The organism is Acinetobacter sp. YH12144 (assembly GCF_013418345.1).
In the GTDB taxonomy this organism is placed as follows: Bacteria; Pseudomonadota; Gammaproteobacteria; order Pseudomonadales; family Moraxellaceae; genus Acinetobacter; species Acinetobacter amyesii.
Genome location: NZ_VPCD01000011.1, coordinates 21,659 through 43,439, shown reverse-complemented (window position 1 = coordinate 43,439; position 21,781 = coordinate 21,659). Strand labels below are relative to the sequence as shown.

20 protein-coding genes are annotated in these 21,781 nt (G+C 42.7%); 8 read left to right on the top strand and 12 right to left on the bottom strand.

Translation table 11 applies throughout. From position 1 onward, the window contains the following. Positions 1–18: 18 nt before the first annotated feature. Positions 19–1,596 carry a glutamate--cysteine ligase gene (gshA, locus tag FTU79_RS08955; RefSeq protein ID WP_168379700.1) on the bottom strand — a complete coding sequence of 526 codons (1,578 nt, stop codon included), beginning with the start codon at positions 1,594–1,596 and terminating at the stop codon, positions 19–21. A gap of 210 nt (positions 1,597–1,806) precedes the next feature. Between gshA and FTU79_RS08950 the strand changes: the two genes are divergently transcribed. From FTU79_RS08950 to FTU79_RS08935, 4 genes are all read left to right on the top strand, one after another. Beyond that, a complete protein-coding gene (locus FTU79_RS08950; RefSeq protein ID WP_078190604.1) occupies positions 1,807–2,346 on the top strand; it encodes a DUF924 family protein in 540 nt (179 codons plus the stop codon). Between the two features lie 59 nt (positions 2,347–2,405). Continuing rightward, positions 2,406–2,963 carry a hypothetical protein gene (locus FTU79_RS08945; protein WP_168379701.1) on the top strand — a complete coding sequence of 186 codons (558 nt, stop codon included), beginning with the start codon at positions 2,406–2,408 and terminating at the stop codon, positions 2,961–2,963. A gap of 26 nt (positions 2,964–2,989) precedes the next feature. Beyond that, positions 2,990–4,300: a DUF445 domain-containing protein gene (locus tag FTU79_RS08940; protein ID WP_180049705.1), complete on the top strand. Its 1,311-nt coding sequence runs from the start codon at positions 2,990–2,992 to the stop codon at positions 4,298–4,300. Between the two features lie 106 nt (positions 4,301–4,406). After that, positions 4,407–5,000: a hypothetical protein gene (locus FTU79_RS08935; protein WP_180049703.1), complete on the top strand. Its 594-nt coding sequence runs from the start codon at positions 4,407–4,409 to the stop codon at positions 4,998–5,000. 59 nt (positions 5,001–5,059) lie between these two features. Here FTU79_RS08935 and FTU79_RS08930 read toward each other — a convergent pair whose 3' ends face one another. Then, a complete protein-coding gene (locus tag FTU79_RS08930; protein WP_372491143.1) occupies positions 5,060–5,347 on the bottom strand; it encodes a DUF2798 domain-containing protein in 288 nt (95 codons plus the stop codon). A 177-nt stretch (positions 5,348–5,524) separates the two neighbouring features. Here FTU79_RS08930 and argS point away from each other — a divergent pair, with 177 nt between their 5' ends. Together argS and FTU79_RS08920 are read left to right on the top strand one after the other, a co-directional pair. Continuing rightward, on the top strand, positions 5,525–7,315 hold the full coding sequence (argS, locus tag FTU79_RS08925; protein ID WP_078190674.1) for an arginine--tRNA ligase: 1,791 nt from the start codon (positions 5,525–5,527) through the stop codon (positions 7,313–7,315). A gap of 302 nt (positions 7,316–7,617) precedes the next feature. Next, positions 7,618–8,217, top strand: coding sequence for an SPOR domain-containing protein (locus FTU79_RS08920; RefSeq protein WP_180004357.1), 600 nt, complete (start codon positions 7,618–7,620; stop codon positions 8,215–8,217). 146 nt (positions 8,218–8,363) lie between these two features. Here FTU79_RS08920 and asd read toward each other — a convergent pair whose 3' ends face one another. The 5 genes from asd to FTU79_RS08895 form a co-directional block, all read right to left on the bottom strand. After that, positions 8,364–9,215, bottom strand: a complete 852-nt coding sequence (gene asd / locus FTU79_RS08915) for an archaetidylserine decarboxylase (RefSeq protein WP_078193251.1) — start codon at positions 9,213–9,215, stop codon at positions 8,364–8,366. Next, positions 9,212–10,060, bottom strand: coding sequence for a sulfurtransferase (locus FTU79_RS08910; RefSeq protein WP_180049793.1), 849 nt, complete (start codon positions 10,058–10,060; stop codon positions 9,212–9,214). Before FTU79_RS08910 ends, asd begins: the two co-directional genes overlap by 4 nt. Positions 10,061–10,213: 153 nt before the next feature. Then, the gene (pncB, locus tag FTU79_RS08905; RefSeq protein ID WP_180049701.1) at positions 10,214–11,422 is read right to left on the bottom strand and encodes a nicotinate phosphoribosyltransferase; all 1,209 of its coding nucleotides are present in this window, start codon (positions 11,420–11,422) and stop codon (positions 10,214–10,216) included. A 146-nt stretch (positions 11,423–11,568) separates the two neighbouring features. Further along, the gene (locus FTU79_RS08900; RefSeq protein WP_180049699.1) at positions 11,569–12,069 is read right to left on the bottom strand and encodes an ankyrin repeat domain-containing protein; all 501 of its coding nucleotides are present in this window, start codon (positions 12,067–12,069) and stop codon (positions 11,569–11,571) included. A 181-nt stretch (positions 12,070–12,250) separates the two neighbouring features. After that, complete coding sequence (locus FTU79_RS08895) at positions 12,251–13,768, bottom strand: catalase (protein WP_180049697.1); 1,518 nt, start codon at positions 13,766–13,768, stop codon at positions 12,251–12,253. A 229-nt stretch (positions 13,769–13,997) separates the two neighbouring features. Between FTU79_RS08895 and dtd the strand changes: the two genes are divergently transcribed. Further along, entirely contained in the window at positions 13,998–14,438 is a 441-nt protein-coding gene (dtd, locus tag FTU79_RS08890) for a D-aminoacyl-tRNA deacylase (RefSeq protein ID WP_180036027.1), read from the top strand. Positions 14,439–14,519: 81 nt separating this feature from the next. Here dtd and FTU79_RS08885 read toward each other — a convergent pair whose 3' ends face one another. From FTU79_RS08885 to serB, 3 genes are all read right to left on the bottom strand, one after another. Continuing rightward, positions 14,520–14,999, bottom strand: a complete 480-nt coding sequence (locus FTU79_RS08885; RefSeq protein ID WP_180049695.1) for an SCP2 sterol-binding domain-containing protein — start codon at positions 14,997–14,999, stop codon at positions 14,520–14,522. Between the two features lie 156 nt (positions 15,000–15,155). Continuing rightward, on the bottom strand, positions 15,156–15,488 hold the full coding sequence (aciT, locus tag FTU79_RS08880; protein WP_078190616.1) for an AciT family ciprofloxacin tolerance protein: 333 nt from the start codon (positions 15,486–15,488) through the stop codon (positions 15,156–15,158). A gap of 414 nt (positions 15,489–15,902) precedes the next feature. After that, on the bottom strand, positions 15,903–17,123 hold the full coding sequence (serB, locus tag FTU79_RS08875; RefSeq protein WP_078193257.1) for a phosphoserine phosphatase SerB: 1,221 nt from the start codon (positions 17,121–17,123) through the stop codon (positions 15,903–15,905). Positions 17,124–17,200: 77 nt separating this feature from the next. Between serB and FTU79_RS08870 the strand changes: the two genes are divergently transcribed. Further along, a complete protein-coding gene (locus FTU79_RS08870) occupies positions 17,201–18,457 on the top strand; it encodes a hypothetical protein (RefSeq protein WP_180049791.1) in 1,257 nt (418 codons plus the stop codon). Between the two features lie 50 nt (positions 18,458–18,507). Here the strand turns inward: FTU79_RS08870 and ppk1 are convergent, their stop codons facing one another. Continuing rightward, positions 18,508–20,571 (bottom strand): polyphosphate kinase 1, encoded by a 2,064-nt coding sequence (gene ppk1 / locus FTU79_RS08865; RefSeq protein WP_180049693.1) that lies wholly within the window; start codon positions 20,569–20,571, stop codon positions 18,508–18,510. Between the two features lie 199 nt (positions 20,572–20,770). After that, a complete protein-coding gene (locus tag FTU79_RS08860; RefSeq protein WP_180049691.1) occupies positions 20,771–21,739 on the bottom strand; it encodes a bile acid:sodium symporter family protein in 969 nt (322 codons plus the stop codon). Positions 21,740–21,781: the final 42 nt, after the last annotated feature.

Sequence of the window (21,781 nt, the reverse complement as noted above, 5' to 3'; positions counted from 1 at the left end):
AAATCCTCTTAAAATTTTTTATCTAAAGTTTTTCAAATATTCTTCAAAACTCAAGGTGCAGTCTTGCTCAAGTTGAGCCTGTTTTTCTAAAGACTGCTCAGCAGCTTGTGCAAAATATGCTGCAGTTTCAGGGCTCAAAACATGCTGCTCATACACTTCAGCATGTTGTAAGGCCATAAAGCTACCAAAGCCCCAAGTTCCACCTTGTTCTAAAGTATCGCTAATCATACGTGCCGACAATGTTTCATCGACTTCATCGATGCGTGATTGCATCACAGCCATTGCCTGAGTGTAAATATCTGTATTGTAAGAATCATCCAGCAATTCAGCCAACGGTTGCATCGCTGCAACATGTGTACGACACCATGTTTCAATTGGAATCGCTTGGCCTTGCTGTAAAATCACTGCGTTTGGCGCACGGCCACGGTTTACTACTTCAGCCTGATTTTTCTCAATTTCATTTTGTTCGGCATCTAACAATGCTGGGCTGTCTTGCAATAAACAGTATAAAGCCACCACTTCGAGCAAGCCTGCCGTGTCTTCATTGATCCCAATCGGGCTATAAGGATTGACGTCCACCGCGCGTAATTCAACATAACCTACGCCACGATTTTGCAGGGCTTCAGACGGTGTTTCACCATCCTGTGGCACTTGTTTCGGACGAACCAAACTGTAGTATTCATTTTCAATTTGCAACACATGGTCATTAATTTGAATCGGTTCACCCTGTTCATCATTTAAACCTAAATGACTAAATGCGGCATATGGGGTATGCACCGCTTTTTGCAAACCTTCCAAATACGCCTGAATGTCGTTGTAGTGAATCCCTAACTGTTTTTGTGCTGAATTTTGATAGCCAAAATTTCCCATACGCAGTGCCGTTGCATAAGGTAAAAATAACGTGCCTTTTAAGAGCGGTAACAGCTGATGTTCACGTCCAGTCATAAAACATTTACACACCGACGGGCTCGCCCCAACCAAAAACATCACCAATGGCGTTAAACGAATAAAATTACGGATCAGGCCAAAATAACGGTGACTGCGATAATCCTGTAAGCTCAATGCTTTGAGGGCATCGTCAGTTTCGTGCTGTTGTAGTGCTTCAAAGAAATGATCTGGGAAGGATAAATTATAATGCACCCCTGAAATGGTCTGCATACGGCGACCATAGCGCACCCCTAAACCACGACGGTACAAGGTTTTAAAACGTCCTATATTCGAGCTGCCATATTGCGCTAAACGAATACTGTCTTCGTCTTTATCCAACATGCATGGCATCGACAACGGCCAAAGTTTTTCACCATGTTCTAAATGCGTATGTGCAACAGCGTGAATATCTTGCAGATAGTTCAAAGCCTCGGTAATGGTTTCTTTTGGCGGCGTGATAAATTCCATTAAAGCTTCAGAATAGTCTGTCGTAATATGCGGATGAGTCAAAGCCGCACCCAAGGCTTGGGGGTGGTCGGCCTGAGACAAGAAACCGTTGCTTTGCATACGTAAGCTTTCACGCTCAATACCGCGCAACATTCCTTTAATCAGCGAAGAATCTACCCAAGTCGGTAAAATGTCTTGAGAGGTCGATTCGGGTTGACTCATTGCTATCTCGCTTAAATGGAAGAAACTACTAAAATAAAATCATCAGTTTATATCAGTATAACGCGATTTGAAGTGGGCATATGACCCACTGTATAGTTTTGAGACAAACCGTGATTTTATTTTGGCAATTTTTTATCACAAACTTACTCTATATGACATTTGAAATTTGTGATTTTATAAACAAATATATGCTAATAATGCTTAAAACTTATGAATTATCAAGATATTCTCGAATTTTGGTTTAACCCAGAAAATCAGCCCAATTGGTTCGCTAAAAGCAATAATTTTGATGTTTTAATCGAAAAAAAGTTTAAAGACATCCATCAAGCGGCCAGTCAAGCAGAACTATGGCAATGGCGTACTACTGCCGAAGGTCGCTTGGCTGAAATTATTGTTTTAGATCAATTTTCTCGAAATTTATTCCGTGACTCTGGCTTGGCTTTTGCCCAAGATGCACTGGCTTTGGCGCTTGCACAAGAAGCTATCGCGCAGGGTTTAGATCTACAATTAAGCCCTGAACAGCGCTCATTTTTATATATGCCCTTTATGCATAGCGAATCGACAAAAATCCATCAAAGCGCGTTAAAATTATTTGAGCAACTGGGCAATCCGATCAACTTAGAATTTGAAAAAAAGCATAAAGTGATTATCGATCGATTTGGACGTTACCCGCATCGCAATGCGGTATTGGGCAGAACATCTACAGCAGAGGAATTGGAATTTTTAACCCAGCCCAATTCTAGCTTTTAATTGACGGCTTTTGGCCAGTATCTCCCCTTGCCATGAACCGACTGAACAGGAGTATGCGCATGAACAAACTCATTATTGCAGCAGCCATGACCGCAGCACTGGGCTTCACCGGCTGTGCAAGCACCCCATCGAAGCCTTTAACCTTCGAACAATTGGGTCGTTATACTGCAACGCCATTAAATGCTCAAAGCTATCGGATTAGCTTCCAAGCTAGACCCAATATGAGCTATGGCACTGCCGAAGAAATCACCTTGGTTAAAGCCGCTCAAACCACCCTACACAATGGCTTTCAATATTTTAAAGTCATGGATGACCCAAGTAATCGGAGTCAAAAACCGCCGCGCCAAGCAGTGATTTACCCAGACCCTATGCCTTATCCATATGGCTATTACCGTCGCCATCCCGGCTTTTGGCCAAGCCCGTTTTATGACGTTCCACAGGTGGTCACACTCGATCCAACTCAAGTTTCCTACAGTATTACTTGCTATAAAGATCGTGCCAAAGCCCCTCAGGATGCCTTTGATGCTCGCTTAATTTTGCAGTCACTCGGAGCTAAATATGGTTTAAACAGCCAAGGAAATCCTTTGCCTGTAGCCGCTGAGCCTACCACCAAATAAGTCAATCTATAGAGACCCGATCATTGATGAACCCAACTGAACAGCCTGCTGTTTCACCTAGTCTGCAACGCAGTAAACGCTTCGCCACCATTGCTTTGGTGGTGGCGGTGCTGGCGTGGATTGCATTGATGATTGCAGCTAAATTGCTGCCCGAATACGTCTGGCTCATTCATATTTTGATGCTTTCAGCAGAAGCTGGAGTGGTTGGTGGTTTGGCAGACTGGTATGCGATAACCGTTTTATTTCGCAATCCCTTTGGTCGGATTCCGATTCCTAAATTTTTACGTGACCACACAGAAATTATTCCTCGTAATAAAGCACGCATTGCCGAGTCAATGGGCCGCTTTGTTCAGGAGAATTTTCTTTCACCACAAGTGGTTGAAAAAAGCTTAGCGGAGACGGATCTCTCTCTTGCCGTCGGGAAATGGTTGGCCAATCCGCACAATAATGCGCAAGTGACCCAAGTCATTCAGCAAACGGTACCGAAAATTTTCGAATTTGTCGGTCAGGAACAAATTGGACAATTTATCCAAAATAACAGCGTGCAATGGGTACGCAATACGCAAGTCAACCATCTTGCCAGTGAAATGCTACGGGCAGTTTTAGAAAATGACTTCCATCAAGATGTCCTGCAACGTGGACTGGATTTAGCCCATGATTGGGTCACACAGCATCCAGAACAAACCCGTGATTTATCACGTCAATTGTTTAAAGAACTTGGGGTATGGAAGCTCGCCAAAGGTGCGAGTTGGATTGGTATTGATGTACAACAGCGCACCATTGATTCACTGGTCAGTCGTGTCGAGTCGATGCTTGCCGACCATGAACATCCGTGGCGTCGAAAAATTGAAGAAATGGCACAGCAACTCATGCATGAGTTGGCAGACAATCAAAGTGTAGCCAGCCAACGCCTGAACAGTACCAAAGATGCCATGCTCGATAGTCCACAAATGTTGAATTTTATCAGTGGCGCAGTGGTGATTTTATGCGACGCGATTCGTTCTGATTTAGAAAAACCCGACTCTGGGATTGCACAAAACCTACGTGTCGCCATTCAACAAGTGGGCGAAAATATTGTCTCTAATGTCGCTGTACGCCAATTGCTGAATGAAAAAATGAGTGATATTGCCATCAATCTCTCCGACCAATATAGTGAAAAAGTCATTCGGTTTATCAGTGAACGTATACATGAATGGGACTCACGTGAAATGATCGATAAGATCGAAAACGAAGTCGGTGGCGACCTGCATATGATCCGAGTCAATGGTGTCGTGGTCGGCGGTTTTATTGGCCTTGCACTGGGGATTATTCGTGCCTGTGTAGAATGGCTGCTTTAGCCGCCTGCAGCAGTCCTCCTCAAAGGAGATTGGCCGCAGGTTTGAGCTTTATGCGTAGAACCGTTAAACTTTGCCGATCCGAAAATTTAATAGAACAATAAAATCTATGCACTTACCTGCCATCTATACACTACCATTCATTCTAATCATCAGTAGCTTAAGCGCTTGCCAGACCATTTCCAAAACCAGTAGCACAGTCAGCGACAAAGTGATGGGCATGCTCGGTAAAGAAAAAGCCCCTGAAATCGATAAAAAAGGCACAGTCGATATCAGCAAAAGTACCCAACAACAGTTAGAAACCCTACTGACCAATATGCCGAAAAATCAGTGGGTCTATATTGAAAATGATCAACAAGGTACGTCTACCCTCAAAAATAAATCGGCAGACAATTTCACCTTGAGCCTCAAATTGAATTGCAAAATCAGCACTCAGCGCCCTACTTTCAGTTTAAGCAATGCAGATGGCCAAGACATCCTAAAAGCACATGACACGAATGTGGGGCAAATTCAAATTTTGCTCGACAATAAAAACTTTGGAAATCCGTTTGAGACAGCCCATCAGCAAAAGTTCCAAAACTTTAAAACCGCTATCGCTCAAGCTAAAGTCATCAAAGTGTTTAATGCCTCAAAACTCTATACCTTCCAAAACAACAAAGCCGAGTTACTCTCTAAAGCCGTAAGTTGTCGCGATAGCTTATAAATATTCAAGGCAAAATGCAGTAAGTCACCTTTTGACTCAGCTGTGACTTACATGCAGGCTTATTTTGCAGGTGGCTGCGGCCCAGACATATCGACCAACAGGCCTGTAAATTTTCGAACAAACGGCAATAAAATCAGCACAATGGGAAAAGCAATTGCCCAAGAAATCATCCAATTATGCAGCCATAGGGTAAGAAAACCCTCAAACCAACCTAAATTTCTGAGCATATTAATAAACGAAATAATGCCGCTCATGAGACAGGACAAAATAAACGGCACGATAATCAGCGCCCAGCGTGCAGCTAACTTCGGCACATTGCCAAAAATTTTAGGGGTGGGTTGTGACATGTCCATATACTCGAGCAGTGATCCTGAATCGCTAAACCACTTATATCGTTTTACTTCGATATAAGCAATGCTTCACTTTTATCGAATATTTTTTATTCGCAACAAATGGGTTCACCTAAAGAGCCTGAAATTTGCTATATTTACCGTTTTTCTGCGACATTTATTTTTCGACTGATTATGAATACGGCAATACAAGCAGCGCTCGATCATGCAGTGCAATCCCTTCAAGCTGAAGGTGTACTCCCAACTGACTGGAACAATACTAGCAATTTGACCCGAACCAAAGACCGAAGCCACGGTGACTTTGCGTCAAACATTGCCATGATTGCCTCTAAAGCTGCAGGTATGAAGCCGCGTGATTTAGCCGAAAAAATTCTGGCAAATCTTCCAGAAGTCGCAGATATCAGCAAAGCAGAAATTGCAGGTCCTGGCTTTATTAACTTCTTTTTAAATGCTGACCAACGTTTTGCTGTCTTAGACCAAATTCAAGCTCAGAAAGATCAGTTCGGTCGCACACAGGCCAATGCTGAAAAACGTGTTCAAGTGGAATTCGTTTCAGCCAACCCAACGTCTAGCCTACATGTTGGTCATGGTCGTGGCGCAGCTTACGGTATGACCGTTGCCAATCTTCTTGAAGCAACAGGTGCCAAAGTTGACCGTGAATACTATGTCAACGATGCTGGTCGTCAAATGGATATCTTGGCGACATCGACTTACTTGCGTTATTTAGAATTGACCGGTCAACAACTGGTCTTCCCTAAAAATGCATATCAAGGCGACTACGTTAAAGAAATCGCACAAAGCATTATCGACAAAGATGGCGATGCTTATGTACGCCCTGTTGCCGACATCTACAAAGATGTTCCTGAAGATGTGCAATATGCTGCTGAACTTGATAGCGAAGGCAATAAAGTCGTTGTTTCAGGCGATAAAGAAAAACACATTGATGGCCTAATTCATAATTCACAAAACCATTTGGCTGCGGGTTACCGTGTGTTCCATCAAGCCGCGCTGAAAGCCATTCTTGATGACATTAAAGATGACCTCGGTGAATTTGGCGTGACTTTCAATCAATGGTTCAGCGAAGCAACCTTGACTGAAAAAATTGATGAAGCATTACAAATGCTCGATCAACGTGGTTTCTTATACGAAAAAGATGGCAACATCTGGTTCAAATCAACTGAATTTGGTGATGAAAAAGACCGTGTTGTGAAACGTCGTAATGGTCAAACTACATACTTCGCATCTGACATTGCTTATCACTTAAATAAACTGCAACGCGGCTATACCGATATCGTGGATATCTGGGGTTCAGACCACCACGGTTATATCGCACGTGTGAAAGCAGCGATTGATGCGCTTGGCTATGATTCTAAAAAATTGACGGTGCTTTTGGTTCAATTTGTGAGCCTATGGCGTGGCGGCGAGATGGTTCAAATGTCATCTCGTTCAGGTCAATTCGTGACTTTACGTGACTTACGTAAAGAAGTGGGCAACGATGCTGCTCGTTTCTACTACGTCATGCGTAAATCAGAACAACACATTGACTTCGACTTAGACCTTGCTGTGTCTCAAAGTAAAGACAATGCGGTGTACTACATCCAATACGCACACGCACGTATCTGCCGTATGCTCGAAAAAGCTGCTGCGACAGACGTTCAATTCTCTGCTGAAGCTGCACGTCAATTTGCAGCTAAACTTGAGTTAGAAGCTGAAACTGAAGTTCTTGCTAAACTTGCGGCTTACCCTGAAATTGTGGTTCGTGCAGCAAACAGCTATGAACCACACCAAGTGGGTAACTACTTGAAAGAGTTGGCGGCGTTGTTCCATGGTTGGTACAACGAAAATAAAGTCTTGGGTGATGATGCAGAACTGACTCAAGCTCGCTTATTACTGTCTGTAAACGTACAGCAAGTTTTACGCAATGGTCTTGAATTATTGGGTGTGAGTGCGCCTGAAAGCATGTAAGCAACCCTTTATGTTGCGAGCACAATAGAAATTCATCGGCATCGCCCATGCACAAACACAGCGCATGGGTTTAAGCGTCATCAATTGCATTGTGCTAAAAAGAATCCTTTTCAATACAGGCTCGAAATGAGCCTGTATTTCGTTTATATTCAGCAATATGTCCGTGTCATCTTGGCTGTGCTGAAATTGTGAAAATTAAACAAATTCCTGATGACACTCATGTAATATATAACAATCAAGACTTGCTACTTTGGGCTGCCCCAAAGTGGTTCGTGACAATTAAAATTAAATGAGGTTTCCACGTGTTTGGAAAAACGCAGCGCGGTGTATCTGATCGGCCAAATAAGCCTAAAAAACCATTGATTCCAGCATGGCTAGGTACACTTGTCATCATTTTAATCGTGTTGAGTTTCTTAGTTGCGCTCATGCTTTGGAAACCTTGGGAGCCTGTGAAGCCAAAAGGTCAAATTACCTCTGAACACTACCAAGAAGAAACCAATAAAGACTATCGTTTCTACGACCTATTGCCTCAGCAACAAGTGACGCCAATTCCTGAACAAGCTGTTCCAGAAACCGAAAATAAAGAAACGGTGGTGATTGTTGATGCACCAGAACAAAAGCCAGTTGAAACCACAGAGCTTGGACTAGAAACCACAGAAACTGCGCCTGTTGCTGCAAGTTATATTCTGCAAGTGCGCAGTTATGATGATCCTGATCAAGCCGATGCACGACGTGCTGAAATTATTTTGAACGGTTTATCTGCCGATGTGATTCAAAGTAATGAAAACGGCAAAGTTTGGTATCGCGTTGTGTCTGGCCCCTATGATTCACAAGAAGCTGCTGTGATTGCACAGCAAACTTTACGTCATAGCAGTATCGACTCGATTGTCGTAAAACGCTAAATTTTGAAATTAAAAAAAAGCGCCTGATGGCGCTTTTTTTTATTCATTCCTTTAATAAAGGGAGGTTAGAAGGGATTCTTTTTTGAATACATCAGCTTAGCTCAAAAACCTCTCCCTAACCCTCTCCTAAAGGGACAGGGAATTCATTAAATGGTATGCCCTAAAGCTTCGCCCATCACCACAGTCGAGTTGGCTTTAAAGGTCGCATCCCATTGCATTTTGTTTTCTTCAAACAACACAACCGCTGTTGAACCTAAATAGAAACGGCCCAATTCTGCACCTTTTTCTAAGAATAAATCGTGTTGATTCAGTTCCAAACGCCCTGTCGGTTTAACTTTACCTGTAGCCACGGTTTCAATACCTGCCACGATCATTGCACCTACCAGTACGACCGCCATACGACCAACTTCTGTATCAAATAAGCAGACCATGCGTTCATTACGAGCGAATAAACCCGGAATATTTTCAGCAGTGGTTTGGTTTACAGAGAATAATTCACCCGGTACATACAAAGTTTCTGTCAATGTCCCTGCAAATGGCATATGTACACGGTGGTAGTCTTTTGGAGACAAATAGACCGTAGCAAACTGACCATTTTTAAACGGCTCAGCCAATTGTGGATCGGCAATCAGGTTTTCAACAGTGAACTTCTGCCCTTTGGCCTGAAATACATCACCATTTTCAATTTTACCCAGTTGTGAAATCGCACCATCTGCGGGTGAAACAACACTGTTGGCATTTGCATCAACTACACGTACGCCTTCTTTTAAAGAACGAGTGAAAAATTCATTGAATGATTTAAATTTCAGGGCATTACTTTGCTCAGCAATCGACATGTCGATGCCATACTGTGCTTTAAATGCGGTAATCACAGCATTTTTCACCACAGGGTTTTCACTCGCAGCCAATTTACCCACGATACGTGATAATTTGTGCTGCGGAACAACACGCTGAGCTTGAATAAAAATTTGTTTTTTTAACTGAGATGTAAGGCTCAAGACGGCAACTCTCCGGTGATCACAGGACTATCGAGTCGGTTGCCCCACTCGCTCCACGCACCATCATAAGCTCGAATATTCCAACCGAGTAAACGTCCCAGTATATAAGCTAGGCCCGACCGATGATGGGACTGACAATATACCACCACAGGTTCGTTTAAATTGAATCCCAATTGTTCTAAGCGTTGTTGTGTGCGTTCTAAAGGATGCAATTTTAAATGATTTTCCCGGTTAAGGGCAGTACTCCATTCGAAATGTCGTGCTCCCGGAATGTGACCGCCGCGTCGCGCTGCTAAACGTAAGCCAGTATATTCATCTTCGGTACGGCAGTCCCATACTTGGATCTGCTCCTGCTGCACACGAGCCAATAGCTCATCATAGCTGGTTTGATACTGAGCACGCGCCTCTGCACTGACTTCGACCAATGGGCTCACGGGTTCAAATTGCTCAATTTCAGACGAGGTTGGTAAGCCTGCCCCAAGCCAAGCATGGATGCCACCATTGAGTAGACTGGTATTTTCAAAACCGAGGCAATGCAAGTTCCAAATCAGTCGGCCAGCCCATGCTCCACCTTCATCGTCATACACCACCACATGATGTTCTGGACTGATATTCAGATAACGAATGAGCTGTTCTAAGCCAGCTTGGTCAGGTAATAGCCCCATCGCTTGTTCTTCTTGGCGCACCAACAATTTTGGCTGGACATGCAATGCATGTGGAATATGTAACTGGTCATAAACCGAACGACGACTCAAATCGACGATCCGTAGTTTTTCATTGCCCAGATGTGGAACCAATTCTTCCGCTTCAATCAGCAGACCAAAATTCAGTGTAGATGCTGTCATCGTTGTTCGTGTTGTATTTTGTGCGATTAAATTCGATCTTAGCATAAGTCATTTTCACTATTATTCTGAATTTTTGCATTCCTTTAGCAATATTTTAGATATAAAAAAGCCGAATCATTGATTCGGCTTTTTTAGTTTTATCTAATGCTGTGTTTAAGCGCTAACTTCTGGAATGTCGAATACCTGACGCAGATACGCCAAGAAAGTATCGTTATCCGTCATGGTTTTACCCGGACTATCTGAAATTTTTGCCACGGATTGACCATTACATTCAACCAATTTCAGTACGATATTCAGCGCAGTTTGCCCCATATCATTGGTCAAGTTGGTGCCAATACCAAAGCTAACTTGGAAACGGTCTTTGAAGTAATTATGCAAATCCCACGCTTTTTCGATATTTAGACCATCACTAAAGGTCAACATTTTACTTTTGCTATCGACTTTAAGCTTTTTGTAATGTGCATAGGCTTTATCGCCCCATTCATACGGGTCGCCACTGTCATGACGTAAACCGTCAAATAGTTTGGCAAAGTACAAATCGAAGTCACGTAAGAACGCATCCATACCGACAACGTCCGTCAAAGCTATCCCTAGGTCACCGCGATATTCTTGGACCCAAGTTTCTAGTGCCGCTTTTTGAAAGTCACGTAATCGAACATCAAGAGCTTGGAACGCCTGCAAGAATTCATGTGCCATGGTGCCGATTGGAATAATATTCAAATCTTTGGCAATCAGGACATTACTGGTGCCACGGAAAATATTCGGAACGGCTTGATAAAATTCAGCAATCACGTGTTTTTGCCATTCATAGCTATAACGACGGCGCGTCCCAAAATCAGAGACTAAGAATGGCGGATCATTTGGATTTTGTGCCGCTTCGTATTGTTTTAACAGCGCAATTTTATGTTGAAGACGACGTTCACCTTCAACCAATGTTTCTGGGGTACGAATACGTTGGAAATACAGTTCATTGACGATCGCCAAGACAAAGATTTCAAACATCATCGCTTGAACCATTGGGCCTTCTACCCAAATATCTAAACGACCTTCTTCATCAATGCCGGCTTTAATAAAACGGCGTTTAAGCTGGAATAATTCAAGATAATCAACAAAATCGCTTTTAATAAAACGTAAACTGCGTAAATACTGCAATTCATCTTCTTTAAACTTCAACTGACATAGCATGTCGAGCTGCATGTTTAAATCATCCAAAATTTCGACCAGTGGATAGGCTGTATCATCCAAGTTACGGCAGCGAAAGTGATACACACTATGGGTTTGCGGAAATTTGTGTAACACCACTTGAAGCATGGTGAATTTATACAGATCTGTGTCTAATAAGGATTGGATGATTGGAGACATAAAGACTTTCAGTTTTTATCAACTCTTTGCATTAAAGCATACTTTATTGATAAAAAGCCGATTGATTTAGTGGAATAACTTATAAATCACCACGATTCATCGACTTTTTTCAATTTTTTTGCTAAAGCTGAGCGCGATCTAGCTCACTATTTTTTGAGCAACTGTCGATATTTTTCTTCTTGACCAAATTCACGTGCAAACTGCTCTGCGGTCTTTTGCCCCGTTTTTTTGGCATTTGCATCGCAATCCACTTGGCGTAATTGCTTTGCAATCGCCCATTCCAATTTAAACATGGCACCCATCAAAGCGGTGTTACCTTTATTGTCACGTGCGCAGCGGTCTGCACCATGTTCCAACAAGCGAGTCACAATATTTTGATGACCATAATAGGTCGCCATCATCAGCGGTGTAAAACCCGAGGCATTGCGCACATCAACAGGAAAACCATGCTTGAGAAACTCATTGATGACTTCTTCATTGCCGGTTTTGGCTGCGGCAAAAAAGATTGCAATCAATTCCTGTTGTGAGGTCATCTGATCGCTTGCAGTCGCTTTAGCGGGGGAGATATCTTCCGCGATAGCCACGTTTGCGAATGCGGAACCAAACGCAAGAAGACTGGCTAAAGTCAAATGCTGCATAACTTTCATGATGAACTCCAACAGAAAACGAATGTAGAATTGAATTAGAAATGATTCATTTCATAAAAATGAATATTTAAGGAGTGCCTATGAAACTCCCCCTAGGGTGCAGGAAAGGTATGGAGCTTCATAGGACTTTTTTGAGGTAACGTTCTAGACCCTAGTTACCAATCCTTCAGACTGATCGAAATTAGTCTTTCAGTTGTGCTGCTTTAGCTTTTACAGTTGCAAGATTACCGTTTACTGCTTTAGTCATACGTGTACCGTAGTCTGCATCTGCTTTATAGAAGTAAGACAACATAATGTGTTTCGTTTCTGAATCTTTCACGTTGCCAAGGTCAGCAGCCAAGTTCATGATTAAGTTTTCTTTCTCTTTCGCAGAGTATGAACGATAAAGCTCACCCGCCTGCTTGAAGTTTTGCTCTTTCACGCCTTTTTGCTGAACTGTGCCAGAAAGCGGTGTTTCAACCGCACGCGCTTTCGCAGTCGCTGGTTTTGGCTCAATACGGCTTGGCTCGTAGTTCACATTTGATGAAGTACCGCCAACATTCATGTAACCATCTTGATTGTTTTTGTTTACAGCAACTAATGGACGGTTGACTGGAATTTGTTGGTGGTTCGCACCTAAACGGTACATTTGTGTATCTGAGTAAGAAAAGATACGGCCTTGTAGCAGACGGTCTTCTGATGGCTCGATACCTGGGACTAAGTTACCTGGAGCCAATGCCACTTGTTCAGTTTCATTGAAGAAGTTTTTAGGCATACGGTTCAGCGTTAAAGTCCCCACTTTGGTTTCTTTCACTAGATCTGTAGGCCAGATTTTTGTTGGGTCAAGCGGGTCAAAATCAAAGCTGTTTAAATCTTTAGGATCTAACACTTGGATGTAAAGATCCCATTTCGGGAAGTTGCCCGCGTTGATGTTGTTATAAAGATCGTTAGTCAAGTGGTTGAAGTCTTTACCTTGCAGCTCCATCGCTTCTTTAACGTTCAGACCTTTCACGCCTTGTTTAGAGCGGAAGTTGAATTTAACGTATTTGTATTCGCCTTTGTCGTTATAAAGCTTGTACGCATGTACACCAAAGCCGTCTTGTTCGCGGTAGCTGGTAGGCACACCTTGGTTACCATACACATAAGTCAACATGTTGGTTGCCCATGGCTGGCTAGACAAGAAATCAAATACGCGGTTTGCGTCTTGAACGTTGTTGATTGGGCTTGGCTTCATTGCGTGAATGAAGTCAGGGAATTTAATTGCATCACGAATGAAGAAGACTGGAGTTTGGTTACCCACTAAATCCCAGTTGCCTTCTTGCGTATAGAACTTGATCGCGAAACCGTGCGGGTCACGTAGAGTTTCTGGAGAATGTTTACCGTGAATTACAGTCGAGAAACGTAAGAAAACTGGAGTCTTAGTACCTGCTTTGAACAATGAAGCAATGGTGAGATCAGATAAATCTTTAGTTGCAACGAATTCACCATACGCACCTGTACCACGGGCATGTACCACACGCTCAGGAATACGCTCACGACCAAAACGTTGTAATTTTTGAACCAATTGTACGTCTTGAAGTAGAACTGAACCATTTGGACCCGCAGTAATCGAGTTTTGGTTATCGCCTACTGGTGCACCATTGTCTTTAGTTAATGGCGCTGCTTGAGTCGCCGCTGTTGCTGTTGCTAACATCGCAACCAATAAAGAACGCTTAAACATCGTCTTAATCTCTCTGTTAAATACCTTTCCTGCCCCGCAAAGATACTGACACTTAATAAATAGATAAAACAGATTATTTTCATAAATTCAATCGTATTATTAGATTTGTAAAAAATATACATTTCATTTTCAAATGTTTGAGCCCAAAATTTTCTAAACATCGCTTCGAAAAAATGCTGTCTTTGCTACAATCCCTGCCCTATGTTCAATTTTCTACTCGGAAGAATTTATGCGGGCCTTGTTACAACGTGTTTTGGAAGCCAAAGTGGTGGTCGATGGTGAGATCACGGGTGAAATCAATCACGGTATTTTAGTGTTTTTAGGACTTGGTAAAGCTGACGATTTAGAAAAGGGCAAAAAACTGATCGATAAGATCTTGAAATACCGTTTTTTTGATGATGAACAAGGCAAGATGGGCTGGAATGTCAGTCAAGCTGGCGGCGGTATCCTCTTGGTGTCTCAATTTACTCTGATGGCACAAACGCAAAAAGGCCTGCGCCCTGATTTTGGCCCTGCCATGCCGCCAAGCGATGCCAAAGCACTGTATGAACAGCTGGTCGATTACACCAAGCGCCAATATGACCATGTACAAACAGGTATCTTTGCTGCCGACATGAAAGTGCATTTGGTCAATGACGGTCCAGTGACCTTTAATTTAGAAGTTGAATAACAACTGAAGCATTAAAAAAAGCCCTCAAAAGAGGGCTTTTTTTTAATCCTCCCGCTAAAGGAGGAGAACAAGGCGTAAATCTTACTTACCTGTTTTTTCTTTAATAAACGCACGTGCGATTTTGATTTTTTCTTTAACCGGTTTTGGAAGTTTAGGTGGAATTAACTTCGCCACTTGGTTAAACCAAACCAAAAGCCCAAAATCACCTTCCATTTTAATACTGCCATTTTGCATACCCGTCATAAATGCAGTTGGGTCACCTTTCATCAGGGTTTTTACGCCCTGTTCACTGTCCGCAAATTGCAAAATAAAGTCTGCTTTTTCAGCATCGCCTGAAACAGTATCAATCTGTCCATTATTTACAATAATTTGACGTGCAACACCCAAATCCGTACCGATTTGAATGCGAAATTGACGTTCATGAACTAATTCAATGAATTTAGGGCTAGTACGTGAAAGCTGTTTCATACGAAGCGCTAAACCTGCCACGAGTAAATCAAGTGGATCCGTACTGACATCAACTAAAGGTAGTTTTACGACAGGAATTGATGATAGTTTCATGACTTAAAGCCTATTGTAATTGTTGGAAAATTGACTGGCTTCATCCTACCATAACTTGGCTTTTGAGAAGTAAGGCTTTGTATCTCAAATAGGACTAATGCGTTCATAAAAAAATGCGCCCTTAGGCGCATTTTCATTGAAATTTTGTTCTGGCACTTATCGGCTCGAACATTGCTGTTCTTCATCATATACAGGCGTGTGCTCTATACATTGGCGCTTTGCCATCGCACGCTCTGCACGGCGGTCTTCACGTAACAATACTAAAGTGAATACCACCATTGCGGCCATTAATGCCGTTAAATAACTATAAGTCACTGATAATTCAAACATGGTTTGTGTGCCAAATCGAATCACTTCAATGAGTCCCCACACCAGCATCCCCGCCAGCATAAAACTTAACCAGCGACGATAAGGCGAGAAGAAAACAGCAATCACGGCCGCCGATACCAAGCTCAGGCCAACGATTGTTGCTAAATTCGCTGTTAACATAAAAACCTCCGTCATTTGACAGCTGACATCTCTTGTCTTACAGGATGCTGAGCCGTCTCACTACTGTATCTTCAGTAAATAGATTTGGTCGATCTCAATCTCTTGCAAGCATTATGCTGAGTTTTTTGCATAAAAAAAGTCTCGTTTTTTGTTAATGCGACACACCTTGTCGCAACATTATTTTGTCATTACATTTTTTCTTTTTAAAGAAATTCTAGAACAATGATGGCATCTCGTTTCGAGTGTCATTACAAAAAAAACAGCTGGTTTTAGGCTAAAAAAATTAATTTTTCGAATGCTGTTAATCGTTGTTTTTATCGACAATTTTCTTCTACCGTTCATCGGATGAGCTGAATTCTTGGCATAAAAAAACGCAGCCTTTTGGCTACGTTTTTGACTGTGCCTTAAATGGTTTTAAGCACGATTTAAATCTTTATCATGCACACCAAGCAGGTAAAGAACACCATCTAGACCCACGCTTGAAATGGCTTGATTGGCATTTTGACGAACCAAAGGTTTCGCACGGAAAGCAACGCCTAAGCCGGCTAAAGACAACATAGGTAAGTCATTCGCACCATCACCGACAGCAATGGCTTGTTCTAATGAAATCCCCATTTCTTCAGCGATTTGAGTCAACAAGAAGGCTTTGCGAGCACCATCGACAATATGACCTTTCACTTCACCTGTTACCGCGCCATCTTGGACGTCCAGTACATTGGCATGCACTTCATCGATACCCAGTTTTGCTTGTAGATATTCGGCAAAATACTGAAAACCACCTGACAAAATAGCCGTGCGATAACCCAGTGATTTAAGCGTTGAAATCAGACGTTCCGCACCTTCTGTGACAGTCAGACGTTCTGCAATTTTAGGCAATACCGAAGCATCCATACCTTTGAGCAGTGCCACACGTGCACGGAAACTTTGTTGGAAATCGAGCTCGCCTTGCATAGCACGTTCAGTGATTTCAGCCACTTGAGCCCCGACACCCGCTTCAATCGCCAATTCGTCAATTACTTCTTGCTCAATCAGCGTTGAGTCCATATCAAAGCAGACCAAACGACGATTACGACGGTAAGCATTGTCTTCTTGAACGGCAACATCTACCCCTAGTTCAGTAGATAGACGTAAACATGCTGCACGCATCGCAGTGGCATCCAACATCTGGCCTTTTAGACCAAATTGAACGCAGGCACGGCGCGGACCTTCACTTGATCCATCTAACTCTGGACGGCCAGATAAACGAGTCACAGTTTCAATATTGAAGCCTTGGCTCGACACAATATTTGTAACTGCCTGTAAATGAGACGCCTGTAATTCTGGCGCAAGTGCCGTAACGATATAGCGTGTGCGGCCTCCCTCATTTACCCATTGTTGATATTCTGTTGTAGAGATTGGTTTAAAGCGCACAGTTAAGCCAATATCATGTGCTAAAATCAACATCTCCTTCATGGCTAATGCTGTCGCAGTCTGGTCTTCCGACGAAACAACAATACCTAAAGTCAGCTGATTGTGGATGACTGCTTGTCCGACATCTAAAATCTGTAAGGAATGTGCGGACAAAACCTGCATTAATCGTGTAAATTGATTAGGTTGGTCAGGTCCTAAAAGTGATATAAGAATGATTTCTCGCATGAATTGACTCGGGTCTGAGCTACAACTAATGTAAGAATCATAATCTAAATTGAATAGAATTGCCTTGGAAGTTTACGTTGAATGCGCCTAGACAAGGGCTATTTGCTAGCCTATTAGTAGTTTGTTTTGCTTTGCATACCTTTTTATTGGTATTGGCAACAACCCACCAACTGAACGAAAACCGTGCCAGTCAGGGACAACTGATGACCAGTCAATTGGTTACAGACAGCCTATCTGAGCTTGAGCCGGCCAATACCGTATCATTAGCCTTACTTGCTGACCGCTATGCAACCAACCCGAGCGTGGCTTCCATCCGCATTTTAAATGCCAATAATCAAGTTTTGGCCACAGGCGGTTTGACCAAAACCCGTGACGGTGAAATCTTTGTTCGAGATGCGCTGCAAAACGAAAAGAAAGTTGGAACGGTTGAAATCACCTTAATTAAACCAAGTATTGGTGAAATCTTACGTACCCAATGGGCTGCGATTCTATTTTCATTATTATTACATGGCTTGTTATGGTTGGCGTATCGCGCTATTGCGCGTCCAAGTCGTACTGAATATTTAGCGCGAATCAACAATGAATCACGTCTAAAACATGAAATTCAAATGCTAGCGCAGGCCTTAGAACAAGAAAAACATAATGCCGCTGTGGCGATTGCTCAAGCGCAGCAAAATGCGCAAGCCAAAGCAAAACAGCATAAAGACATGAAACCAGTGGTTCTCGACAGCAACAGCTTGGCATTAAATATTCAATTTTATGATCCGAAACAGCTTCTCGATAGCGTCAACAAAACCGTGTCTGTGCCGTATTTTAATCTCTGCCAAATTTTCTTGAATAAAACCACAGAACTCTGTGTTCAACATTATAAATTGAACAGTTCTGACATCAGTACGGTACATAAGTTTGATGAACATGGTGCAACCATCAGCATGACCGCTGACACTCCAGATGCGCTGCGTTGCCTCACCATGATCAGCTCAGTATTCCAATTGCTTTCAGATGTTTTATATAAACGCTACCGTGAAGAAAAACGTTTCGTTTTACAAACCCGTAGCGCGATTTCAAGCTCTGTCGAAGCCATGCAATTGTCTTCTGTACAAGCGGCTGAGCGTTTAGTCCAACAATTGGTTGCCAAAGAAAGTGCCATTCATGTGCCGACAACTTTGCTCAAAGAGATTTCAGATCATTTCCAATTGGTCAGCTTGCCAAATCCGACCAATGTGTTGACGCGTCATGCGTTTATGCTCAATGGAATGGACAGTGATGCCGCTGAATTGGCTCAAAACTTCAGAACTGAAATTTTAAAATCCAAACAGTCAAAAGCCTCGTAAAGGTTTTAGCGCAATCAAAAATCCCGACTTGAGTCGGGATTTTTTTTGTCTTAAACAGTCGAAATTTTCTGTGCAATCAAATATTTTTGCGCGTTATGTGGTTCGGCACCTGCTTCCACCGCGACTTTCTCCCATTGCCCATTCGACTGCATTTCCCATGCATTTTGATTATCGTCCAAATAGTTAAGTAAACCATCTTTCATAATGCGTTTTTTCAAACGGCTTTCTAAAATTGGAAAACAGGTTTCGACCCGTGAAAATAAGTTACGTCCCATCCAATCGGCACTGGCACAGTACAATCGTTTTTCGCCTGCATGCTCAAAATAATACACTCGAGTGTGCTCTAAGAAGCGCCCAACGATAGATCTCACATGAATATTCTCAGACATACCTTTGACCTGAGGAATCAAACAACAAATCGAACGGATAATTAAATCTACACGTACCCCTGCTTGCGATGCACGATACAAAGCAGCAATCAGTTGCGGTTCCGTAAGTGCATTGACCTTCACAATAATTCGTGCGTATTTTCCCGCTTGTGCAGCAACAATTTCCTGTTCAATTAGTTTCAATAATTCAGTATGCAGGGTAAATGGTGCATGCAATAAAGCTTTCAGCTTCGCCATCTTGCCCATACCGGTCAGTTCCTGAAACATACGATGCACATCCTCGCAAATATCGGGATGCGTCGTCATCAGGCCATAATCGGTATACATCCGCGCATTGCCTGCGTGATAATTACCTGTTCCCAAATGGGCGTAGCGTAACAACTGATTATTTTCACGGCGTACAATCAAAATCATCTTGGCATGGGTTTTATAGCCCACAATGCCATACACCACGACAGCGCCCGCTTCTTGCAATATATTGGCCACGGTAATATTGGATTCTTCATCAAACCGCGCCCGAAGTTCGATGACGGCGGTTACTTCCTTGCCGTTGCGTGCCGCCTCCGCCAAAACTTGTACGATGTCCGAATCTGGCCCACTACGATAGAGCGTTTGCTTAATGGCTAATACCTGAGGGTCTTTTGCAGCTTCACGTAATAAGTTGATGACCGGTTGAAAGGAGTCAAACGGATGATGTAACAACACATCTTGTGTTTTTAATACATCAAAAATCGCGGTTTGTTTACGAAAAACTTTAGGAATAATCGGTGTATAGACCGGATATTTCAGTTCAGGTCGATTAAAACTAGTACTGAGACGTGATAAATTGATCGGGCCTTCAATGCGATAGAGCTCCTGCTCACTCAAATCAAATTCATCTAACAAATAATCAATAATGCTTTGTGGACAATCATCTTCAATTTCTAAGCGAACTGCCCGACCAAAACGGCGTGAAGACAATTCATCTTTTAATGCCACCGCCAAGTCATCTACATCTTCAGCCAGAACCAAATCTGCATTGCGTGTCACTCGAAAGGCATAACAGCCTGTCGCTTTCATCCCCGGAAATAAATCATTGATATGTTGCTGAATAATGGCGGTCAGGAAAATTTGTGTCTCTGAACTGCCTTCAACCTCAGCGGGCATTTTGATTAAACGCGGCAAAGAACGTGGCGCAGGCACGATCGCCATTTCAATGGCACGACCAAAGGCATCTTTGCCTTCTAGGCTCACAATAAAGTTGAGGCTTTTATTAACCAAGCGTGGAAACGGATGAGATGGATCTAAGCTAATCGGCGTTAAGACAGGTTGAACTTCTTTACTAAAATAATGGCTAATCCACGCCCGATGTTTTTCTAAAATATCTTTAAATTGAATAAAGCGAATGCCTTCACTTTGTAATGCAGGCAATACAGCATGATTGAGGGTTTGGTATTGCTGTGCAACCGTGTCATGAATCACTTGGGAAAGTTCATCTAAGACCACTTCGGTGGGAATGGCATCTGGCGTCCGTGCAATCGCATTCAAATCTCGTTGTTTCATTAGCCCCGCAATGCGAATTTCAAAGAATTCATCTAAATTGCGTGAAAAAATGATGAGAAAATTCAAGCGTTCAAGTAAAGGTAAACTTGAATCGAGTGCCTGAGCCAAGACCCGCCGATTAAAATCTAAAAGTGACAATTCACGATTATAATAGGTCTCTGATGAATGCTGAAAATGTGGCATACCCTCTCAATGCTGTTTGAAACAGTCTATATCTAAAGTGTTTGCCGGCATGTTAGGCAGCGGATATGACACTTATGTTACAAATAGCATTAATCAATTAAAAAAAGCATGCAATTCCCTAAAGCCCTGTTCATCAAATCGTAAAATTTATTTTCGACATCAAAAAAGAGGGACATTGCCCTCTATTTTACTGAATTGTTTATTGCACAGGCTTGTCTTGTTCCAATGCTTTGGGCTCACTCGTCCGTGCTGCCCAATAGGTTGCCAGTGCGGGACCCGAAATATTGTGCCACAAACTAAAAATCGCACTCGGCACAGCGGTCAGAGGTGAAGCGGCAAAATGGGTCGCCGCCAATGCCACACCCAAACCTGAGTTTTGCATCCCAACTTCAATCGACACTGCTTTACAGTCTGCATAGGGCAATTTAAACAGTCGGCTGGCCCAAAAACCCAATAGATAGCCCAAGCCATTATGTAAGGCCACTACCCCAAGAATCAGTAAACCTGATTGCAAAATCTGTGTTCGACTACCCGCAATGATTGCTGCCACAATCGCTACAATTGCCACAACAGAAACCAATGGCATGACCTGTATATAGGCATCCACTCGGTGCTTAAAGACAGTTCGAATCATTAACCCCACAATGATCGGAAATAAAACCACTTGTAAAATTGAAACCAACATCGATGCCGCATTAATTTCGATCCATTGGCTTGCCAGCAAATAGAAAATCGCAGGGGTTAAAACCGGTGCGAGTAATGTCGAAACAGAGGTACAAGCAACAGATAATGCGGTATTGCCTTTTGCCATATAGGTGATGACATTAGAAGCCGTTCCACCCGGACAGCAACCGACAAGAATGACCCCGATCGCGATCTCTGTCGGCAGTTGTAATAATTTACACAAGAAAAAAGCCAATCCCGGCATCACAATAAACTGTGCCAAAACCCCGATCATCACAGCTTTAGGGCTTTGCAATACACTTTTAAAATCTTGCAGTGTCATGGTCATGCCCATACCCAACATAATGATGCCTAGCATCCATGGGATATATGCTTTTAACCAAATAAATACATCGGGAAAAAACATGGCGAGCGCTGCAAACAGCACCACCCAAATCGCAAATGTTTTCTGCACAAATTGAGTGAATTTTAAGAAAGCCGACATAGGCATCTTCCATTTAAATACAGGGACAAAAAAAGGCACACC